The organism is Bacillus sp. CPT56D-587-MTF, from assembly GCF_058792335.1.
Genome location: NZ_JBYTEF010000001.1, coordinates 3,921,831 through 3,942,854, shown reverse-complemented (window position 1 = coordinate 3,942,854; position 21,024 = coordinate 3,921,831). Strand labels below are relative to the sequence as shown.

Annotated in this window: 19 protein-coding genes; 18 read left to right on the top strand and 1 reads right to left on the bottom strand. The window is 36.7% G+C overall.

Annotated elements, in window-relative coordinates:
- Nucleotides 1–15 precede the first annotated feature (15 nt).
- From lepA to hrcA, 4 genes are all read left to right on the top strand, one after another.
- Nucleotides 16–1,839, top strand: a complete 1,824-nt coding sequence (lepA, locus tag AC3WVZ_RS20300) for an elongation factor 4 (RefSeq protein ID WP_001030951.1) — start codon at nucleotides 16–18, stop codon at nucleotides 1,837–1,839.
- 130 nt (nucleotides 1,840–1,969) lie between these two features.
- Nucleotides 1,970–2,344, top strand: coding sequence for a winged helix-turn-helix transcriptional regulator (locus AC3WVZ_RS20295; RefSeq protein WP_001293539.1), 375 nt, complete (start codon nucleotides 1,970–1,972; stop codon nucleotides 2,342–2,344).
- A gap of 51 nt (nucleotides 2,345–2,395) precedes the next feature.
- Complete coding sequence (gene hemW, locus AC3WVZ_RS20290; protein ID WP_233935316.1) at nucleotides 2,396–3,535, top strand: radical SAM family heme chaperone HemW; 1,140 nt, start codon at nucleotides 2,396–2,398, stop codon at nucleotides 3,533–3,535.
- A 133-nt stretch (nucleotides 3,536–3,668) separates the two neighbouring features.
- Complete coding sequence (gene hrcA / locus AC3WVZ_RS20285) at nucleotides 3,669–4,685, top strand: heat-inducible transcriptional repressor HrcA (RefSeq protein ID WP_000954941.1); 1,017 nt, start codon at nucleotides 3,669–3,671, stop codon at nucleotides 4,683–4,685.
- 216 nt (nucleotides 4,686–4,901) lie between these two features.
- Here the strand turns inward: hrcA and AC3WVZ_RS20280 are convergent, their stop codons facing one another.
- The gene (locus AC3WVZ_RS20280; protein ID WP_078187060.1) at nucleotides 4,902–6,089 is read right to left on the bottom strand and encodes an IS110 family RNA-guided transposase; all 1,188 of its coding nucleotides are present in this window, start codon (nucleotides 6,087–6,089) and stop codon (nucleotides 4,902–4,904) included.
- A 296-nt stretch (nucleotides 6,090–6,385) separates the two neighbouring features.
- Between AC3WVZ_RS20280 and grpE the strand changes: the two genes are divergently transcribed.
- The 14 genes from grpE (at nucleotide 6,386) to AC3WVZ_RS20210 (ending at nucleotide 20,991) form a co-directional block, all read left to right on the top strand.
- Entirely contained in the window at nucleotides 6,386–6,952 is a 567-nt protein-coding gene (grpE, locus tag AC3WVZ_RS20275; RefSeq protein ID WP_000392711.1) for a nucleotide exchange factor GrpE, read from the top strand.
- Between the two features lie 26 nt (nucleotides 6,953–6,978).
- Complete coding sequence (gene dnaK, locus AC3WVZ_RS20270) at nucleotides 6,979–8,805, top strand: chaperone protein DnaK (protein WP_233935314.1); 1,827 nt, start codon at nucleotides 6,979–6,981, stop codon at nucleotides 8,803–8,805.
- 204 nt (nucleotides 8,806–9,009) lie between these two features.
- Nucleotides 9,010–10,125 carry a molecular chaperone DnaJ gene (gene dnaJ / locus AC3WVZ_RS20265; protein ID WP_000043946.1) on the top strand — a complete coding sequence of 372 codons (1,116 nt, stop codon included), beginning with the start codon at nucleotides 9,010–9,012 and terminating at the stop codon, nucleotides 10,123–10,125.
- Between the two features lie 28 nt (nucleotides 10,126–10,153).
- Nucleotides 10,154–11,092 carry a 50S ribosomal protein L11 methyltransferase gene (prmA, locus tag AC3WVZ_RS20260; RefSeq protein ID WP_233935313.1) on the top strand — a complete coding sequence of 313 codons (939 nt, stop codon included), beginning with the start codon at nucleotides 10,154–10,156 and terminating at the stop codon, nucleotides 11,090–11,092.
- A 144-nt stretch (nucleotides 11,093–11,236) separates the two neighbouring features.
- Entirely contained in the window at nucleotides 11,237–11,986 is a 750-nt protein-coding gene (locus AC3WVZ_RS20255) for a 16S rRNA (uracil(1498)-N(3))-methyltransferase (protein ID WP_001190154.1), read from the top strand.
- 6 nt (nucleotides 11,987–11,992) lie between these two features.
- Nucleotides 11,993–13,345 carry a tRNA (N(6)-L-threonylcarbamoyladenosine(37)-C(2))-methylthiotransferase MtaB gene (gene mtaB / locus AC3WVZ_RS20250; RefSeq protein ID WP_000108680.1) on the top strand — a complete coding sequence of 451 codons (1,353 nt, stop codon included), beginning with the start codon at nucleotides 11,993–11,995 and terminating at the stop codon, nucleotides 13,343–13,345.
- 320 nt (nucleotides 13,346–13,665) lie between these two features.
- Nucleotides 13,666–13,839, top strand: a complete 174-nt coding sequence (gene rpsU, locus AC3WVZ_RS20245; RefSeq protein ID WP_000048061.1) for a 30S ribosomal protein S21 — start codon at nucleotides 13,666–13,668, stop codon at nucleotides 13,837–13,839.
- A 15-nt stretch (nucleotides 13,840–13,854) separates the two neighbouring features.
- Nucleotides 13,855–14,298, top strand: a complete 444-nt coding sequence (locus AC3WVZ_RS20240) for a GatB/YqeY domain-containing protein (protein ID WP_000054562.1) — start codon at nucleotides 13,855–13,857, stop codon at nucleotides 14,296–14,298.
- A 919-nt stretch (nucleotides 14,299–15,217) separates the two neighbouring features.
- Nucleotides 15,218–15,511, top strand: coding sequence for a sporulation protein YqfC (yqfC, locus tag AC3WVZ_RS20235; RefSeq protein WP_000732269.1), 294 nt, complete (start codon nucleotides 15,218–15,220; stop codon nucleotides 15,509–15,511).
- Between the two features lie 161 nt (nucleotides 15,512–15,672).
- A complete protein-coding gene (yqfD, locus tag AC3WVZ_RS20230) occupies nucleotides 15,673–16,872 on the top strand; it encodes a sporulation protein YqfD (RefSeq protein ID WP_000792498.1) in 1,200 nt (399 codons plus the stop codon).
- A gap of 3 nt (nucleotides 16,873–16,875) precedes the next feature.
- Complete coding sequence (locus tag AC3WVZ_RS20225) at nucleotides 16,876–17,835, top strand: PhoH family protein (protein ID WP_000840501.1); 960 nt, start codon at nucleotides 16,876–16,878, stop codon at nucleotides 17,833–17,835.
- A gap of 194 nt (nucleotides 17,836–18,029) precedes the next feature.
- Nucleotides 18,030–20,174: an HD family phosphohydrolase gene (locus AC3WVZ_RS20220; RefSeq protein ID WP_000091510.1), complete on the top strand. Its 2,145-nt coding sequence runs from the start codon at nucleotides 18,030–18,032 to the stop codon at nucleotides 20,172–20,174.
- Nucleotides 20,171–20,641: an rRNA maturation RNase YbeY gene (ybeY, locus tag AC3WVZ_RS20215; RefSeq protein WP_001050397.1), complete on the top strand. Its 471-nt coding sequence runs from the start codon at nucleotides 20,171–20,173 to the stop codon at nucleotides 20,639–20,641. Before AC3WVZ_RS20220 ends, ybeY begins: the two co-directional genes overlap by 4 nt.
- Nucleotides 20,638–20,991, top strand: coding sequence for a diacylglycerol kinase family protein (locus tag AC3WVZ_RS20210; protein ID WP_000715464.1), 354 nt, complete (start codon nucleotides 20,638–20,640; stop codon nucleotides 20,989–20,991). The genes ybeY and AC3WVZ_RS20210 overlap by 4 nt, the downstream gene beginning before the upstream one ends.
- Nucleotides 20,992–21,024 lie beyond the last annotated feature (33 nt).

Here is a 21,024-nt window from a genome sequence, read left to right as displayed (position 1 = left end):
GAGTTGAGAACATAGATGAATAAAGAAGAAAGAGCAAAAAGACAGTCCAAAATTCGTAATTTCTCTATTATTGCTCATATTGACCACGGAAAATCAACGTTAGCAGACCGTATTTTAGAGAAAACAAACGCGTTAACACAACGTGAAATGAAAGCTCAGTTGCTTGACTCTATGGATTTAGAGCGTGAGCGTGGTATTACAATCAAATTAAACGCAGTACAATTAAACTATAAAGCAAAAGATGGTGAAGAGTATATTCTTCATTTAATTGATACACCAGGACACGTCGACTTTACGTACGAAGTATCTCGTAGTTTAGCGGCTTGTGAAGGCGCGATTCTTGTAGTAGATGCAGCGCAAGGTATTGAAGCGCAAACGTTAGCAAACGTATACTTAGCGCTTGATAATAATTTGGAAATTTTACCAGTTATTAATAAAATCGACTTACCGAGTGCGGATCCAGAACGTGTACGTCAAGAGGTAGAAGATGTAATTGGTTTAGATGCATCAGAAGCGGTACTTGCTTCTGCGAAAGCTGGAATTGGTATTGAAGAAATTTTAGAACAAATTGTTGAAAAAGTACCAGCTCCGTCGGGTGATTCAGAAGAGCCATTACAATGTATGATTTTCGACTCTTTATATGATCCGTACCGCGGTGTAATTGCTTATATCCGTGTTGTAAATGGAACAGTAAAAGTTGGCGATAAAGTACGTATGATGGCAACGGGTAAAGAATTTGAAGTAACAGAAGTAGGTGTATTTACACCGAAAACTACGCAACGTGACGAGTTAACAGTAGGTGATGTAGGTTTCTTAGCAGCATCGATTAAAAATGTTGGTGACACACGTGTTGGTGATACGATTACACATGCGAAACGTCCAGCTGCAGAGCCGTTAGCAGGTTACCGTAAGTTAAACCCGATGGTATTCTGTGGTCTGTATCCAATTGACTCTGCTCGTTATAACGATTTACGTGATGCATTAGAAAAATTAGAGTTAAACGATTCTGCTCTTGAGTTTGAACCAGAAACATCTCAAGCGCTAGGATTTGGTTTCCGTTGTGGTTTCTTAGGGCTTCTTCACATGGAAATCATTCAAGAACGTATTGAACGTGAATTTAAGATTGACTTAATTACAACAGCGCCAAGCGTTATTTATAAAGTTTATTTAACTAACGGTGAAGATGTTATTGTTGATAACCCATCTAATATGCCAGATCCACAGTCTATCGATCGTGTAGAAGAGCCGTTTGTGAAGGCTTCAATTATGGTTCCGAATGACTATGTTGGAGCTGTAATGGAGATTTGCCAAGGTAAACGTGGAACGTTTATTGATATGCAATATTTAGATGAAACGCGTGTTACATTAACATATGAAATCCCGTTATCAGAAATCGTATATGACTTCTTCGATCAATTGAAATCAAATACGAAAGGGTATGCATCATTTGACTACGAGTTAATTGGCTATAAGCCATCTAAACTTGTGAAAATGGATATTCTTTTAAATAATGAACAAGTGGATGCTTTATCATTTATCGTACACCGTGATTCAGCGTATGACCGTGGTAAAGTAATCGTAGAGAAATTAAAAGAATTAATTCCGAGACAACAGTTCGAAGTGCCAATTCAGGCGACTATCGGAAATAAAGTTGTAGCACGTTCTACAATTAAAGCGATGCGTAAAAACGTACTTGCAAAATGTTACGGCGGTGACATTTCTCGTAAGCGTAAACTTCTTGATAAGCAAAAAGAAGGTAAAAAACGTATGAAGTCTGTTGGCTCTGTAGAAGTACCGCAAGAGGCATTCATGGCTGTACTGAAAATGGATGACAACTAATATTTGAAATAAAAAAGAAGTCGTTTGTGCGGCTTCTTTTTTCTGTATAATTACTTTTTAGACATCTGAGCAGCTCTCATTTACAATAATGAGAGAGCTTTTTAGTTCATATAGAGTTAGGAGATTGTTAATGTCCGAAAATATTCGAAAAGATATTCAAGATAAAATACAAAATGGTAATTTTAATTGTGAAAAGGAATTGACGCTTTCTATTATTAGTGGAAAGTGGAAAGTTGTGATACTGTGGCATCTTGGTGTGGAAGGGCCGCATCGTTTCAGTGAATTACAACGGTTATTCCCAAGCATTTCTCATAAAGTTTTGTCGAACCAATTAAAAGAGTTAATGGAAGATGGGATTGTTGATCGGACAGTATATCCCGAAATTCCTCCTCGCGTTGAGTATTATATGACGGAACTAGGCATGTCACTTTTACCGATCGTTGAAATGATGTATGATTGGGGAAAAATGCGAATGGAACAAATTCGTAATACGTTAGAGAAGTAGAGAACCCTCCGGAGTGCGGAGGTTTTCTTTTTAGAAAGGTAGGAGTTATATTTGGTACAAGCTGCATACATTCATATTCCGTTTTGTCAGCACATTTGTCACTATTGTGATTTTAATAAAGTGTTTATTGAACGCCAACCGGTTGATCAATATTTAGATTATTTAGAGAAGGGAATAATAAATACGGTTCAAAAAGTTCCATTTGATAGTATGAAAACGATTTTTGTGGGTGGGGGAACTCCGACAGCGTTAAATATGGAACAGACAAAAAAATTACTCGAGATTATTAATCGTCATTTGCGTCCGTTCGCCCCGAATTGTGAATTAACATTTGAAGCGAATCCAGGAGATTTACCGAAAGAGAAGCTAAATGTACTGCTAGAAGGTGGAGTAAATCGAATTAGTTTTGGTGTGCAAACGTTCCGTGATGAACTTCTTGAGAAGATCGGGCGCAAGCATACGAGGGAAGATGCATTCCTCGCGATTCGAGAGGCACAGGAAGTAGGCTTTAAAAATATTAATGTAGATATTATTTATGCTTTGCCAGGACAGACGATAGAAGATGTAAAAGAAACATTAGATATTGCTTTTACGCTTGGTGTACAACATTTCTCGGCATATTCATTAATTGTGGAGCCAAAAACAGTGTTTTATAACTTAATGAACAAAGGAAAATTACGTCTTCCGGGTGAAGACCATGAAGCGAAAATGTATGAAATAGTAATGGATGAAATGGAGAAACACGGTTATAACCAGTATGAAATTAGTAATTTCTCAAAAGGTGACAATAAAAGTAGACATAATCTCACATACTGGAATAATGAAGAGTATTATGGATTTGGAGCTGGAGCTCATAGTTATGTGAACGGAGAACGTATTCAAAATGTTGGTCCTCTGAAGCAATATTTTAATAAAATTGATGAAACAGGATTTCCGTATTTAGATGTTCACAAAGTGACGGAGAAAGAAAGAATGGAAGAAGAGCTGTTCTTAGGGCTTCGAAAAACAAAAGGTGTTTCTAAAACGGCGTTCCGCAATAAATTTAATGTAGAGATGGATCAAGTTTTCGCGAAGCAGTTACAAAGCAACCAAGAGCAGGGATTGCTTGAAGAGGAAGATGGACATGTGCGTTTAACGCGAAAAGGAAAATTATTAGGGAATGAAGTATTCCAATCATTTTTGATTGACTAATTAAATGTTCCATAGGCGTGAAAAAGTTTCATTATTTCGTGACGTTTCCGTTGACAATTGAATGTCAATTTTGGTAAGTTATTAATAGATTTAGCACTCAAAGACAAAGAGTGCTAACAGAGGTGATGATGAGATGCTTACGGAACGTCAGCTCTTAATTTTACAAACAATTATTGATGACTTTATTGGATCAGCGCAGCCCGTTGGGTCTAGAACGTTGGCTAAAAAAGATGAAATCACATTTAGTTCAGCTACTATTCGAAATGAAATGGCGGACTTAGAAGAATTAGGCTTTATTGAAAAAACGCACAGTTCTTCTGGACGTGTTCCTTCTGAGAAAGGCTACCGATTTTATGTAGACCATCTTTTAGCGCCGCAAAACTTACCGAACGCTGAAATTGTACAAATTAAAGATTTATTTGCTGAAAGAATTTTTGAAGCGGAAAAAATTGCACAGCAATCTGCTCAAATTTTATCAGAACTTACGAATTATACGGCAATTGTTCTTGGACCGAAGTTAAGTACAAATAAACTTAAAAATGTACAAATTGTGCCGCTTGATCGTCAAACTGCAGTCGCTATTATTGTAACCGATACAGGGCATGTACAAAGTAAAACGATTACCGTTCCGGAATCTGTTGATTTATCAGATTTAGAAAAAATGGTTAATATTTTAAATGAAAAGCTATCTGGCGTACCGATGGAAGAACTTCATAATAAAATCTTTAAGGAAATTGTTACAGTTTTACGTGGGTATGTTCATAATTACGATAGTGCAATAAAAATGTTGGATGGTACATTTCAAGTTCCGTTATCGGAAAAGATATACTTTGGAGGAAAAGCAAATATGCTTTCGCAGCCAGAGTTCCATGACATTCAAAAGGTTAGATCTTTACTTACCATGATTGATAATGAAGCCGAATTTTATGACATTTTGCGTCATAAACAAGTCGGGATTCAAGTGAAAATTGGTAGGGAAAACTCTTCGACGGCTATGGAGGATTGTAGTTTAATTTCTGCAACATATTCGATCGGCGAAGAGCAACTTGGAACAATTGCTATTTTAGGTCCTACGAGAATGCAATATTCTCGTGTAATTAGTTTGTTACAGTTATTTACGAGACAATTTACTGATGGGCTTAAAAAGTAAATGAGAGTAATACATTCGCTCAAGTGATGAAATTTTCATTGCTGTGTGTAATATATAATGCTTAGGTAATCATGCTATGCATGATACCTAATACCTTTTAAGACCAACTATGAAAAGTCAACTGTAAATTAAAGTGAAAATATGGGTATTCAATTTAAAAAGCATAGGAAATAAGCCTTTATCGAAAGGCTGAAAAAATAGAGAGTGGTATATAACTTATTCTATATGTGGTGGAATTTCATATGGTTTATTACTTTTTAAAATGGCATAAATAATGTAACACAATTTCCTAGCTACTGCGCCAATACAAACATAATAATGCTTTCCTTGTGCTTTCTTTTTTTTATAAAACGCTTGTAACACTGGGTCACATCGATAGGCGGATATGGCAGCTTGAAATAAGGCACGTCGTAAGTGTGAAGAGCCACGTTTAGACATGCTACCTTTTGATGCTTCATATTGCCCAGATTGTGAAATGGAAGCATCAATTCCTGCATAGGCAACAAGCTTAGCTGGTTTATCAAAACGATGAATATTACCAATTTCACTTAGAATTGTGGCACCTAAAATGGGGCCAATCCCAGGTATGGTTGTGATAGGGGTGTCCAGTTCAACTAAATACTCTCCCATCTGGTGTTCACAATGCTTAATTTGCTCTTCAATAAATTTGATTTGTTCGAGTAACATTTTTAATTGAAATGAAAAAGCATCTTTACAAAATCTTACACCAAAGGACTGGGACGCGATTTGTAGGAGTTGTTTCGCCTTATTTTCGCCAATTCTTTTCCGACTAGCTTTTTCCATAAGTTCAGTTAGTTGTTCAATTGAGACATTTTCAAAATCGCTGGGAGTGGTATATTCCATTAAAATTTCGGAGGATGTTTTTCCAAAAATATCAGAGAATACCGTATGGTATTCCGGAAATGTTTGATCTAATACCACAATGGCTTTTCGTTTTAAATCACTCACGCTATGTACAAGCGAATATCTGAAACGACTTAGTTGTTTTAATGCCAGCATTGTTTCATCAGCTAAAGCGGTTTCTGTAAATCTTCCAAAGCGAATTACGTCTGCAATTAAGGTTGCATCAATGGAATCTGTTTTACGCTTTCGAATTTCTGTTCCCTTTCTCCAAGCATTGGTTTGAAGAGGATTTAATACAATGACTGAAAACCCTTTTTCTAAAAGAAACGAATAGAGGGCTAGCCAATAGTGTCCGGTTGCCTCCATTCCAATTAATACATCGGTAGGGTTATCCACGTATTGATGTATCCAGGCTAAAAGTTTATTTCCACCATCCGTATGATTTTGAAACGAAATGGGTCTAGTTAGTGCTTTTCCTGTTTGATCAATGATGGAAGCATAGTGTTTAAATTTGGCAATATCAATTCCGACATAGTACATGAGGTTCACTCCTTATTTTATAGCTATAAGATAGTTGTACATCCTCTAATCTAATAAGCGTTACTGCCTTGTTAGAGATACGAAGAATGACCAACGGTCAGCAACATCCAACTCATTCGTAAACTACTTATTAGATAGAGGTACCAGTCTCCAAGACGAATACAACGATTCAGGGAGGTGAACGGCAACACTCTATCTACAAGTAAGAGTATCTTACAATAGTTAAAATACCCTTGGGTTTATAGGTAAATCCCTTTCCTAAAAACCTAACTTAAACATACAAGGAGGTGAATATTGTGGAAGAGCGTAACGAACAAGTGGTAGAAGAAGTAAAAGAAGCGCAAGTTGAAGAAGCTGTCACGCCAGAAAACAGTGAAGAAACTGTAGAAGAAAAAAGTGAGGCTGCTCTTTTACAAGAAAAAGTAGATGAGTTACAAGCGAAACTAACGGAAACGGAAGGTCGCACATTACGTCTACAAGCTGATTTTGAAAATTATAAGCGCCGTGTCCAAATGGATAAACAGGCTGCTGAAAAATATAGAGCACAAAGTCTAGTTTCAGACATCTTGCCAGCTCTTGATAATTTTGAAAGAGCAATGCAAGTGGAAGCGACTGATGAGCAAACGAAATCATTGTTACAAGGTATGGAGATGGTGCATCGTCAATTGTTAGAAGCGCTGACTAAAGAAGGTGTGGAAGTGATTGAAGCTGTTGGTAAACAGTTTGATCCTAATGAACACCAAGCTATTATGCAAGTGGAAGATAGTGAATTTGAATCAAACGCGGTTGTGGAAGAATTCCAAAAAGGTTATAAATTAAAAGACCGTGTGATTCGCCCATCAATGGTAAAAGTAAATCAATAATTTACATAAAACTAGGAGGATTCGCCATGAGTAAAATTATCGGTATTGACTTAGGTACAACAAACTCTTGTGTAGCTGTTATGGAAGGTGGAGAACCAAAGGTTATCCCAAATCCAGAAGGGAACCGTACAACACCTTCTGTTGTAGCTTTCAAAAATGAAGAACGTCAAGTTGGGGAAGTTGCAAAGCGCCAAGCAATTACAAACCCAAATACAATCATGTCTGTTAAACGTCATATGGGTACAGACTACAAAGTAGAAGTTGAAGGTAAAGATTATACACCTCAAGAAATTTCTGCAATCATTTTACAAAATTTAAAAGCTTCTGCTGAAGCATACTTAGGTGAAACAGTAACGAAAGCTGTTATTACAGTACCTGCATACTTCAACGATGCAGAGCGTCAAGCAACGAAAGATGCTGGTCGTATCGCTGGTTTAGAAGTTGAGCGTATCATTAACGAGCCAACAGCAGCAGCACTTGCTTACGGTTTAGAAAAACAAGACGAAGAACAAAAAATCTTAGTATATGACTTAGGTGGCGGTACATTTGACGTATCTATCCTTGAGTTAGCAGACGGCACATTCGAAGTTATTTCAACTGCTGGTGACAACCGTCTTGGTGGCGATGACTTTGACCAAGTTATCATCGATCACTTAGTAGCTGAGTTCAAAAAAGAAAATAACATTGATTTAAGCCAAGATAAAATGGCGCTTCAACGCTTGAAAGATGCAGCTGAAAAAGCGAAAAAAGATCTTTCTGGTGTAACACAAACTCAAATTTCATTACCATTCATTAGTGCTGGAGCTGCTGGTCCATTACACTTAGAATTAACGTTAACAAGAGCGAAATTCGAAGAGCTTTCAGCAGGTCTTGTTGAAAGAACATTAGAGCCAACTCGTCGTGCATTAAAAGACGCTGGTATTGCTCCAAGCGAATTAGATAAAGTTATTCTTGTTGGTGGATCTACTCGTATCCCAGCTGTACAAGAAGCTATTAAACGTGAAACTGGTAAAGAGCCATATAAAGGTGTAAACCCTGATGAAGTTGTAGCATTAGGTGCTGCAGTTCAAGGTGGCGTACTTACTGGTGATGTAGAAGGCGTTCTATTATTAGACGTAACTCCACTTTCTTTAGGTATTGAAACTATGGGTGGCGTGTTCACGAAATTAATCGAGCGTAACACTACAATTCCAACAAGTAAGTCACAAGTATTCTCGACAGCTGCTGATAATCAACCAGCAGTAGACATTCACGTATTACAAGGTGAGCGTCCGATGTCAGCTGACAACAAAACGTTAGGTCGTTTCCAATTAACTGACCTTCCACCAGCACCACGTGGTATTCCACAAATCGAAGTAACATTCGATATTGATGCGAACGGTATCGTTAACGTACGTGCGAAAGACTTAGGAACAAGCAAAGAGCAAGCTATTACAATCCAATCTTCTTCAGGTCTTTCTGATGAAGAAGTAGAACGTATGGTACAAGAAGCGGAAGCAAATGCTGACGCTGACCAAAAACGTAAGGAAGAAGTTGAACTTCGTAATGAAGCTGACCAACTTGTATTCCAAACAGACAAAGTTGTAAAAGATTTAGAAGGTAAAGTAGATGCAGCTGAAGTTGCAAAAGCAACAGAAGCGAAAGAAGCATTACAAGCTGCAATCGAGAAAAACGAGCTTGAAGAAATTCGTGCGAAAAAAGATGCTTTACAAGAAATCGTACAACAATTAACTGTTAAATTATACGAGCAAGCTCAGGCAGCTGCTGGTCAAGCAGAAGGTGCACAAGACGCTGGCGCGAAGAAAGACAATGTAGTTGACGCTGAGTTTGAAGAAGTAAAAGAAGACAAGTAATTCAACTGTAAACATAATAAGTAAGATGACAAAAAGTCAAAGTCAAGCGTGCCTTGACTTTGGCTTTTTTCACGAATGAGAAGCGATGTGTGAGGATCTTAAGTTTTTCGCTTTGCATACTGTAAGTGAGGAAACTTTGTTGCAAAGCACTTTCTTTCGGTGTTAAAATTACGTTTATGTGAAAGATTCGGGGGTTGTAAATTTATGAGTAAACGAGACTATTATGAGGTCCTTGGACTTAGCAAGGGCGCTTCAACAGATGAAATAAAAAAAGCGTATCGTCGTTTGGCTAAAAAATACCATCCAGACGTAAGTAAAGAAGAAAATGCAATTGAAAAGTTTAAAGAAGTACAAGAAGCATACGAAGTGTTAAGTGATGATCAAAAGCGTGCGCAGTACGATCAATTTGGTCATGCTGGTGCAAATCAAGGATTCGGTGGATTTGGCGGCGGAGGAGACTTCGGTGGTGGCTTCGGTTTTGAAGATATATTTAGTTCTTTCTTTGGCGGTGGCGGCGGCAGACGTCGTGATCCAAATGCTCCGCGCCAAGGCGCTGACTTACAATATCAAGTCACTTTAGATTTTGAAGAAGCTATTTTTGGTAAGGAATTAAATGTAGAAATTCCAGTAGAAGATCCATGTGATACTTGTAAAGGTAGTGGAGCAAAACCAGGAACTTCAAAAGAAACATGTAAACATTGTTCAGGTTCTGGTCAAGTGAGTGTTGAACAAAACACACCGTTTGGTCGTATCGTAAACCGTCAAGCTTGTGGTCATTGTTCAGGAACTGGACAAATTATTAAAGAAAAATGTACGACATGTCACGGTTCAGGTAAAGTTCGTAAACGTAAAAAAATTAATGTTAAAATTCCAGCGGGTATTGATAATGGTCAACAAATTCGTGTGTCTGGAAAAGGTGAAGCCGGCGTAAATGGCGGACCAGCAGGAGACTTATATGTTGTTGTTCATGTAAGAAATCATGAATTCTTCGAGCGTGAAGGAGACCACATTATTTGCGAAATGCCATTAACATTTGCACAAATGGCACTTGGTGCTGAAGTGGAAGTCCCTACTGTTCATGGTAAAGTGAAGCTGAAAATCCCAGCAGGAACACAAACTGGAACAGAGTTCCGCTTAAAAGGAAAAGGTGCTCCGAACGTACGTGGATACGGTCAAGGAGATCAATATGTAGTCGTTCGTGTTGTTGTACCGACGAAATTGACTTCACAGCAAAAAGATTTATTACGTGAATTTGCAGGACAAGAAGAGCAGGATGATAGTTTATTCGGAAAGCTTAAACGTGCTTTCAAAGGGGAATAATGGAAATAAAAAATGGAGTTGGTAAATTGTGAAATGGTCAGAAATTAGTATTCATACAACAGAAGAAGCAGTAGAAGCTGTCTCTCATATTTTACATGAAGCTGGTGCTAGCGGAGTTGCGATTGAGGATCCAGCGGAGTTAACGAAAGAGCGCGAGCAACAATATGGTGAAATTTATGCATTGAATCCAGATGAATATCCGGCGGAAGGTGTATTAATAAAAGCATATTTCCCGCAAACCGATTCTTTACATGAAACGATTGCAGGTGTAAAATCATCTATTGATGTGCTTCCATCTTACGACATCGAAATTGGTACTGGAAATATTACCGTTAACGAAGTCAATGAAGAAGATTGGGCTACTGCTTGGAAAAAATATTACCATCCAGTACAAATTTCTGATACATTCACAATCGTACCGACTTGGGAAGAATATACACCATCTTCTCCTGATGAAAAAATCATTGAATTAGACCCGGGTATGGCGTTTGGTACAGGAACTCATCCAACAACAACGATGTGTATCCGTGCTTTAGAAAAAACAGTACAGCCAGGTGACGCTATTATTGATGTAGGAACAGGTTCTGGTGTACTTAGTATTGCAGCAGCAAAATTAGGTGCGTCTTCTGTTCAAGCGTATGATTTAGATCCGGTTGCGGTTGAAAGTGCAGAAATGAATGTACGTTTAAATAAAACAGATGATATTGTGTCTGTTGGACAAAATAGTCTTTTAGAAGGTATTGAAGGTCCTGTTGATTTAATCGTAGCTAACTTATTAGCAGAAATTATTCTAGTATTCCCTGAAGATGCAGCAAGAGTTGTGAAGTCAGGTGGATTATTTATTACATCGGGCATTATTGCTGCGAAGGAAAAAGTAATTTCTGAGGCGCTAGAAAAAGCTGGATTTACAATTGAAGAAGTGTTACGAATGGAAGATTGGGTAGCAATTATTGCACGAAATGCGTAATATAGATTTTAGTCTATAATGAAAAGGGGAGTCTCTCACTATAAGGTGAGGGACTTGCCGTTTGTTATATGAAAAATGATAACGTTTCGTTCTTTTCGTAAGTGTTGACTTACGAAAGGAACGAAACTCTACTAAGGTGATTATATGCAACGTTATTTTGTAGAAGAGAAATATGTAAATGAGACAAGTATTCGCATTGTAGGTGATGACGTACATCATATCGCAAGAGTGATGCGTATGTCAGCTGGTGATCATATTTATTGCTGTGTAAATGGAAAAACAGCAGTATGTTCAATTGATGAAATTACCAGTGAATTTATTAATACGGCTATTGTAGAATGGGTAGAGGCGTCAAGTGAACTTCCTGTTTTCGTGACGATTGCAAGTGGACTGCCAAAAGGAGACAAGCTAGAGTTAATTTTTCAAAAAGGAACTGAGCTTGGGGCAGCTGCATTCTTACCATTTCAAGCATCTCGCTCTATCGTAAAATGGGATGCGAAAAAAGCTGATAAAAAAGTTGAGCGTTTAAGAAAAATTGTGAAAGAAGCTGCGGAACAATCACATAGAAGTGAAATTCCAGAAGTACATGCTCCAGCATCATTTAAGCAATTGCTTTCAATGAGTGGTGAGTATGATGCTTGTCTTGTTGCTTACGAAGAGGAAGCAAAACAAGGCGAGAAATCTAATTTTGCGAAAGCTTTAACGACAATGAAACCAGGTCAAAAGCTATTGATTGTATTTGGCCCAGAAGGCGGTTTAGCTGAGGAAGAGATTACAGCGCTTCGTGAACATAAATTTGTACCATGTAGTTTAGGACCAAGAATTTTAAGAACAGAAACGGCGCCGTTATACGCGTTAAGTGCTGCTTCGTATCATTTTGAATTGATGGGGTGATGATCAATGTCAACTGTTGCGTTCCATACGTTAGGTTGTAAAGTAAACCACTATGAAACAGAAGCCATTTGGCAATTGTTTAAACAAGGTGGTTATGAAAGAACAGAATATGAAAAGAAAGCTGATGTATATGTTATTAACACATGTACAGTAACGAATACTGGGGACAAAAAAAGCCGTCAAGTAATCAGACGTGCTGTGCGTCAAAATCCAGATGCAGTTATTTGTGTAACGGGATGTTATGCACAAACATCTCCAGCTGAAATTATGGCGATCCCGGGTGTGGATATTGTAGTTGGTACACAGGATCGTGAAAAGATGTTAGGTTACATCGAAGAATTCCGTAAAGAGCGTCAGCCAATTAATGCTGTCCGCAATATTATGAAAACACGTGTGTACGAAGAACTTGATGTACCTTATTTCACGGATCGTACACGTGCGTCTTTAAAAATACAAGAGGGTTGCAATAACTTCTGTACATTCTGTATCATTCCTTGGGCGCGCGGTTTAATGCGTTCTCGTGATGGAAAAGAAGTTATTAAACAAGCGCAACAATTAGTGGATGCAGGCTATAAAGAAATCGTATTAACGGGTATTCATACAGGTGGATACGGCGAAGACATAAAAGATTATAACTTAGCTGGATTACTTCGTGATATGGAAGCGGAAGTAGGCGGATTAAAACGTCTTCGTATTTCTTCTATTGAAGCGAGTCAAATTTCAGATGAAGTAATTGAAGTGTTAGATAAATCTGAAGTAGTTGTACGCCACTTGCATATTCCGTTGCAATCTGGCTCTAATACTGTATTAAAACGTATGCGTCGTAAATATACGATGGAATTCTTCCAAGAGCGTTTAGATCGTTTGAAAGAAGCGTTACCAGGCCTTGCGATTACATCTGACGTAATCGTTGGTTTCCCAGGTGAAACAGAAGAAGAATTCATGGAAACATACAATTTCATTAAAGAGAACCGCTTCTCTGAGTTACATGTGTTCCCTTACTCAAAACGTACAGGAACACCTGCAGCGCGCATGGAAGATCAAGTTCCTGAAGATGTGAAGAACGATCGTGTTCATCGTTTAATTGAGCTATCTAATCAATTAGCGAAAGAGTACGCATCAGCGTTTGAAGGTGAAGTGCTTGAAATCATTCCGGAAGAGCAATTTAAAGAGGGCGACCGTGAAGGGTTATATGTAGGTTATACAGATAACTACTTGAAAATTGTATTTGAAGGATCAGAAGAATTAATTGGTAAGCTAGTGAAAGTGAAAATTACGAAAGCTGGTTATCCATATAACGAAGCGCAATTTGTTCGTGTTCTTGAAGATGATGTGAAAAAAGAATCAGCTAGCGCATAAAAAGAGCGTGCAACCGGAAACGGTTTGCATGCTTTCTTTATTTGAAGCGGTTAAGTAATAGAAGGTGGGGAGGCGTTTCATGCATCCCTGTATGAAAAAAGATGAAATGATAAAAATATAGTTGTCTTCATCAGTGAAGGATACTAGTTATTTGCATAACTTTTGAAAAGGAAATGCTTCTATTCTTCTTTTATTCTGCCAAATAGTTGACCTGAAGTGATAAAATGTATTATAATCGTAAAAGACATGCTGAAGAAGTGTTTCTTTTTGCATGCTGAAGTTAGTATGTAAGTGTGATGTTTCGGAGGGAGGGAAAGAGAATGTCAAAAACAGTCGTTCGTAAAAACGAGTCTTTGGAGGATGCACTTCGCCGTTTTAAAAGATCGGTTTCTAAAACTGGTACACTTGCTGAAGCAAGAAAGCGCGAGTTTTATGAAAAACCAAGTGTAAAACGTAAGAAGAAATCTGAAGCGGCAAGAAAGCGTAAATTCTAAGAGAGGGTGTAAGTTATGAGTCTTCTCGGTCGTTTAAACGATGATATGAAACAAGCGATGAAGAATAAACAAAAAGAAAAATTAACCGTTATTCGTATGGTTAAGGCTGCTTTACAAAATGAAGGTATTAAACTGCAACATACTCTTACTGAAGAAGAGGAAATAACAGTTTTAGCTCGTGAAGTAAAACAGTATAAGGACTCCCTCCTTGAATTTAAAAAAGCTGGTCGTGAAGACCTTGTTAATAAACTGCAAAGTGAAATTCAGATTTTAAGCGCATATTTGCCAGAGCAATTAACTGAAGAAGAACTAGTTGATGTAATCAAGCAAGTTATTTCTGAAGTTGGTGCGACTTCTAAAGCAGATATGGGTAAGGTGATGACTGCTGTTATGCCGAAAGTAAAAGGTAAAACAGACGGATCACTTGTGAATAAGCTGGTTATCCAGCTATTAGCATAAAAAAACGTCTCATTTCGTATGAGACGTTTTTTTATTGTTCTTATTAAGGAGAAACGCTATATTGCTTAAAAAGCGTTTCTGTAAGTGATAGAAACCCCTCTAGTTAAAGTTTCAATTTATTATTTCCTTGTATAATTCCGATTCTACACCTATTCTTACTTCCTTGACTAAAACTTCTTTCGCGAATAAAAGCTAAGTACCGAGCCTTCTGAAACTCAGATTGAAGTTTTATAGCTTGCTCTTCAGCATAATCCTCAAAGGTAACGAAAGAGATTCTAACTATTTTAGATTTTGCATCAGTTGCATAAAATGGCTGGATATTACTGTCGGTAACTTGTTTTATAACATTCAAAACTTCTTGACCAAAGCCGATTTCCTTTCGTATTTCCTCATTTATTAATTCATTTTTTAATGAACCCTAATATTTTTTGAAATTCATATAACAACCATCTATAAAATATTCTTACTTACAACGTAACATTCAGAGTGAAGAAATTTTCTTTTTTTTTGATTTTATCCCGCATTAACGGGTAGCCCGATTGGTGAGGATTGATTATAGTTTTACTTTATCTCAGTTGTCCAATAAATGACAACTACTTATTCTATGGTCAGTATGTCACGTCCAGAACGAATTGTAACAGGTTTTTTCAAGTTTCCCACTTCTCGCTAGGCTCAATTTCTTAATGTAACTTGTACTGATATCCTGTAGGGGCGCATATTCTTGTATTAATACTTCTATTATTAAAGGTAACATCCTCTGATCCATCATTGTCCTGACAAATATGATTTCATATAGCGACTGTTTTAATTAACATGATATGAACTCTTGCAGAATATAGTTATGTTAGTGAAGTCGTTATAACACGATAGGCACTTGTGAAGAAATACATATATATGGGATGAGAGGGGGTCTTTCGAGATGAAGAAATTAGAACAAATGAAAAATTGGTTGACAAAACAAGTAGACCTACCAGTGGATGTATTAATGGATCTACCTCGGATTACTCTTGTTGGGCAAATACATATTTATATAGAAAATCATCGGGGGTTATTAGTGTTTTCAGATAAAGAAGTGCGATTGCTTTTAAAACACGGTCAATTATTAATTAAAGGACAATCCTTTGTTATTAAAACGATTCTTCCAGAAGAGCTTTTACTCGAGGGGATAATTGAGCAAGTAACATTTTTAGAAAATGAAAAAAAAGGTGATTGAAGTGAAACTTCCATTTGTGAAGTTTTTCTTCTTTATCCTGTAAAAGTTCCGTTGATAGAGACTGATTACAGTTTTACTCTGTTTTATTTTAGTACGAGCTATTTTAATGCTTCAAATAAAAAGTAGTATATCTACTTTTAGAAAGGTAGTGAAGGTGGTAAATGAAAAATAAATGGTTTATAAAGTGGCTTGGATATGTAAAAGTGCGAATTGAAGGTAGAGGAGCGGAACGGTTTGTTAATGAATGTGTACGGAGGAATTTATTAGTTTGGGATGTTAAAAAGATAGCTGATGAAACGTTAGTTTTTTGTATGTTGTTACGCGATGTGAAAAAAATAAAACCAATTTATAGAAAAAATGAATGTAAATTATATTTTATTGGACGTTATGGTTTTCCTTTTTGGAATAAACGTTTAATTAAAAACAGTGGATTTTTAATTGGTTTTTTAATTTTCTTTTTTGGTGTGATTGCAATGTCAAATATGGTTTGGAAAATTGAAATTACAGGAGCTAAACCTGAAACAGAATATATATTGATGAAAGAATTGGATAAAATGGGTATTAAAAAAGGGAAGCTACAATTTCAAATGCCGAATGTAGAAGATGTACAACGCCATTTGACAGATAATATTAATGCCATTACTTGGGCGGGACTAGAAGTAAGGGGAACGACTTATCATTTTAAAATTGTTGAAAAAAACGAACCGAAGAAAGAAAAGGAACAAAGGCCGCAAAATTTAGTAGCAAAAAAAGAAGCGATTATTACAAAAACGTTTGTAGAAGTTGGAAAGCCGGTTGTACTGAAAAATGATCATGTAGAAAAAGGACAGATTCTCGTATCGGGAATATATGGTAATGAGGAAAGTCCGACGATTGTTTCAGCGAAAGGTATTGTATATGGCGAAACGTGGTATACATCTAAGGTGGATGTCCCGTTAAAGACGCAATTCCAAGTGTATACTGGTAATGTATACAATGAACATTTTCTTAAATTCGGGGATACGAAAATAAAAATATGGGGATTTCAGCATGATAAGTATAAACGCTCTCGTACTGAAAGTGTAAAGCATGATGTGAAATTATTTGGTTTTACACTGCCGATTGCATATGAAAAAGATGTTGTGAGAGAAGAGGAAGAAGCGAATCGAGAATATACAGAAAAGCAAGCGCTGAAAGTAGCGAAGGAGATGGCCGAAAAAGAACTAAAGAAAAAATTGGATGAACATGCTATGATTGTAAGTGATAAGATTTTGAGTAAAGAGGTTGAGGCGGATCAACTAAAAGTTACATTGCATTATACTGTGGTTGAAAATATTGCAGAGCCACAACCAATATCCGAATCCGATATTCAAGGAGACTGAGTAATGGCAGAACAATTAGTAGAAATGAACCAACAATTGGAAAATGCTAACGAAGCAATCGCTCTTTTTGGAGTTAATGATGCGCATTTAAAAGTAATTGAACGAGAACTGAATGTATCGATCGTAACTAGAGGAGAAACTGTTCATGTATCTGGGGCAGTTGAAACGGTGGCACTCGTAGAAAAAATCTTACAGCAATTACTTGTTGTAATTCGTAAAAGTATATCAATTTCAGAGAGAGATGTTGCGTATGCGATTCAGCTTGCACAACAAGGGAAAATTGCTCAATTTGAAGAGTTATATGAGGAAGAAATTTTCAAGACTGCAAAAGGTAAATCCATTCGTGTAAAAACAATGGGGCAAAGAAGATATATTCATGCGATGAAGAAGAATGATATTGTCTTTGGGATAGGGCCTGCAGGAACTGGAAAAACATATTTAGCTGTAGTAATGGCTGTGAGGGCTTTAAAACAAGGATATGTAAAGAAAATTATTTTAACAAGACCTGCTGTAGAAGCTGGAGAAAATTTAGGTTTTTTACCAGGGGATTTGAAAGAGAAGGTAGATCCATACTTACGCCCGTTATATGATGCTTTACATGATATTCTTGGACAAGAATATACGCAGCGTATGATGGAGCGAGGAGTAATTGAAATAGCTCCGCTTGCTTATATGAGGGGGCGTACGCTTGATGATTCATTTGTTATTTTAGATGAGGCTCAAAATACAACGGGTGCTCAAATAAAAATGTTTTTAACAAGATTAGGTTTTAGTTCTAAAATGGTTATTACAGGGGACCCTTCACAAGTAGACTTGCCAAAAGGGGTAAAATCAGGGCTATCTATAGCTGCTAATATTTTATCTGGTGTATCAGGTCTGTCATTTATTACATTAGAACAAACGGACGTTGTGAGACATCCATTGGTGCAACGTATTATTGAGGCATATGATAAAATGGAATGATCCTATTTGTCAGGATCATTTCTTTTTGTATGATAAGGTTGGCGAACGTCATATTTTTTACTATCATGAAAGATAAGGAAAATAAACTATTGGTACTAGTGTATAAAATATTGCCTCAAAGTATCGTTTGGTAGAAGAAATGAAAGCTATAAATAGTTTCACTTTATTTCTGGAGAGGAGAAGGTATTGAAATCATGTCAAGATCTCAAGAAATTTCTAAGTGGTTTCGTAATTTACAACATTCGAAAAAACTAAGTTGGATTTCTTACGTTGTGTTAGGAGCAGTGCTGTTTTTTGCGCTTATGAATAATGTAAAACCAGAACAATTAGATGTTAATATGTATTCTATTGCGAAAAAGACAATCCATTCTCCTATAAAAATCGAAGATAAAGTTACAACGGATAAAAAGAAAAAAGAAGCCGCTACAAAAGTTGAAGATCAATATACATATAAAAGTGAGTATAAACAAAACAAAGTTGATATTGTGAATGACGTCTTTGCTAAAGTGGATGAAGTGGTGCAAGAGATTAAAGCTGTTGGACCGGATGATCAAAAAAAGATGACTGATGCTGAGAAAGTGGACAAGTTAAAAAAGAAACTACCCGCTGACTTAACGAAAGAGTTATCTGATTCAAACTTACTGAATTTGATTAATGCAGATCCGAGCCAATTAGTATTAGCGAAAGATGCTGCGGTCACAGCGATTAATAGTATCATGACTGAGCATATTAAAATGGACGAATTGAAAGATGCGAAAGAACGATATGTAAGTGAGATGAATAGTGTTAATGTTGATAATGGTTTAAAAGAATCAATTAAGGCGCTAGGAAGATATGCAATTTCAGCTAACTATTTTTATGACCCAATCTTAACGAAAGAGAAGAGAAAAGCAGAGGAAGATTTAGTTCCACCTGTTTATATTCTTCAAGGACAAGTTCTTGTTAGAGAAGGTGAAACAATTTCAAGTGATGTGTATAATCAGTTGAAATTAGTTGGTTTGTTAGAAAAAGGGAACGGTTTTCAACCTTATGTTGGATTAGCGGTACTCATTGGTGTGTTACTATACTTTATGCATAAACAATTTGAATTATTTTTAAAGAGAAAAAGAGAAGATAGACCGTATGTTTTAGCGTATATTACAATTTTGTCTATCACAATCGTCTTAATGAAAATCATTAGTTTGTTTCAAAAACTTGAATACGCAGGGATTGCATATGTTGTCCCAGTTGCGATGGGAACAATACTTGTAAAACTAATGATTGGTGATCGATTTGTCTTTTTAACGAGTATGATTTTTTCTGTATGCGGAAGTATTATGTTTAATGAAGGAGTAACGAGTACATTAAATTATAGTGTAGGGATTTACGTATTGTTAAGTTCGTTATCGGTTAGTATTTTCTTGCGAGAAAAAAATCGTCGTACAATGATTTTACAAGCTGGTATACTCGTTTCTGTATTAAATGTAGTCGTATTGGCGGCGCTTTTATTATTACGTAATGGGAATTTTTCGCCTCTTGAAATTGGTACGCAATTATTAATGGCTTCACTTTCAGGGATTATATCATCCGTTTTGGCTATGGGGATTTTACCATATTTAGAAAGTGGACTTGGAATCGTATCAAGTATGAAGCTTATGGAACTATCAAGTCCAAATCATCCGCTTTTACGCAGAATTTTGTTAGAAGCGCCAGGGACATATCATCATAGTGTAATGGTAGCGAATCTTTCTGAGGCTGCTTGTGAAGCAGTTGGGGCAAATGGTGTATTAGCGCGTGTAGGGGCATATTATCATGATGTAGGAAAAACAGTACAACCGCAATTCTTTATTGAAAACCAAATGGGAATTAAAAACCCGCATGATAAATTAGATCCTGTAACGAGTAAAGATATTATAATTGCTCACGTAACGGATGGAGTAAGAATGCTCGAAGAATATCATATTCCACAAGAAATTATTGATATCGCTGGGCAACATCACGGTACAACGTTACTGAAATATTTTTATTATAAAGCTATTAAAGAAGATAAAGAAAAATATACAGAAGAGATGTTCCGTTATCCAGGTTCAAAAGCAACTTCGAAAGAATCGGCAATTGTTGGTATTGCTGATAGTGTAGAAGCTGCGGTACGTTCTATGAATCACCCAACGCCAGAACAAATTAATAATTTGGTGCAAAGTATTATTAAAGATCGACTGCAAGACGGTCAATTTAGTGAATGTGATTTGACGTTTAAGGAACTACAAATCGTTGGAAAAACGTTGTGTGAAACGTTAAATGGTATTTTCCATTCGCGTATTACATATCCGGAACCTCCGGAAGAAAAGGAGAAAGAATGAATTTGTTAATTGATTTTATTGATGAAACAGAAGAAGTAAAAGAAGAGTATATGAGTTTAATTCGTGAAGTGTTAGAAAAAGCAGCTCAAATGGAAAATATCGAGGATGGTGCGGAGGTATCGGTGACATTTGTAGATAATGAGCGCATTAGAGAAATTAATCGTGATTACCGAGATAAAGATCAACCTACAGATGTAATATCCTTTGCCATGGAAGAGATGGGAGAAGGAGAAATGGAGATTGTTGGTGCAGAGATGCCGCGCATGTTAGGGGATCTTATTATCTCTATTCCAAGGGCGAAAGAGCAAGCTGAAGAGTACGGACATTCTTTCGATCGTGAACTTGGATTTTTGGCGTTACATGGCTTTTTACATTTACTTGGTTATGATCACATGACAGAAGAAGATGAAAAAGAAATGTTCGGAAGACAAAAAGAAATTTTAGAAGCTTTTGGATTAGGACGATGAAAAAAGGAAAACTTATAGATAGTTTTGGATATGCTATAGCTGGTATATTCTTTTGTTTTCGTCATGAACGAAATATGAAAATCCATTATTTAGCCGCAGTCATTGTTATATGCTGCGGCTTTTATTTCCATATTACGAAAATAGAGTGGATGATATTACTTATTGTAATAGGGAGTGTAATGAGTTTAGAGATGGTAAATACGGCTGTGGAAAAAACGGTAGATTTAGCGACTGCCGATATTCATCCGTTTGCAAAAATTGCAAAGGATGTTGCGGCAGGAGCGGTTTTATTGTTTGCAATTATAGCTGTTATAATTGGTGCTATTATCTTTTTACCGTATATGGTATAGTTGCATTCCGAAGCTTTTATTAAGCTTTGGAAG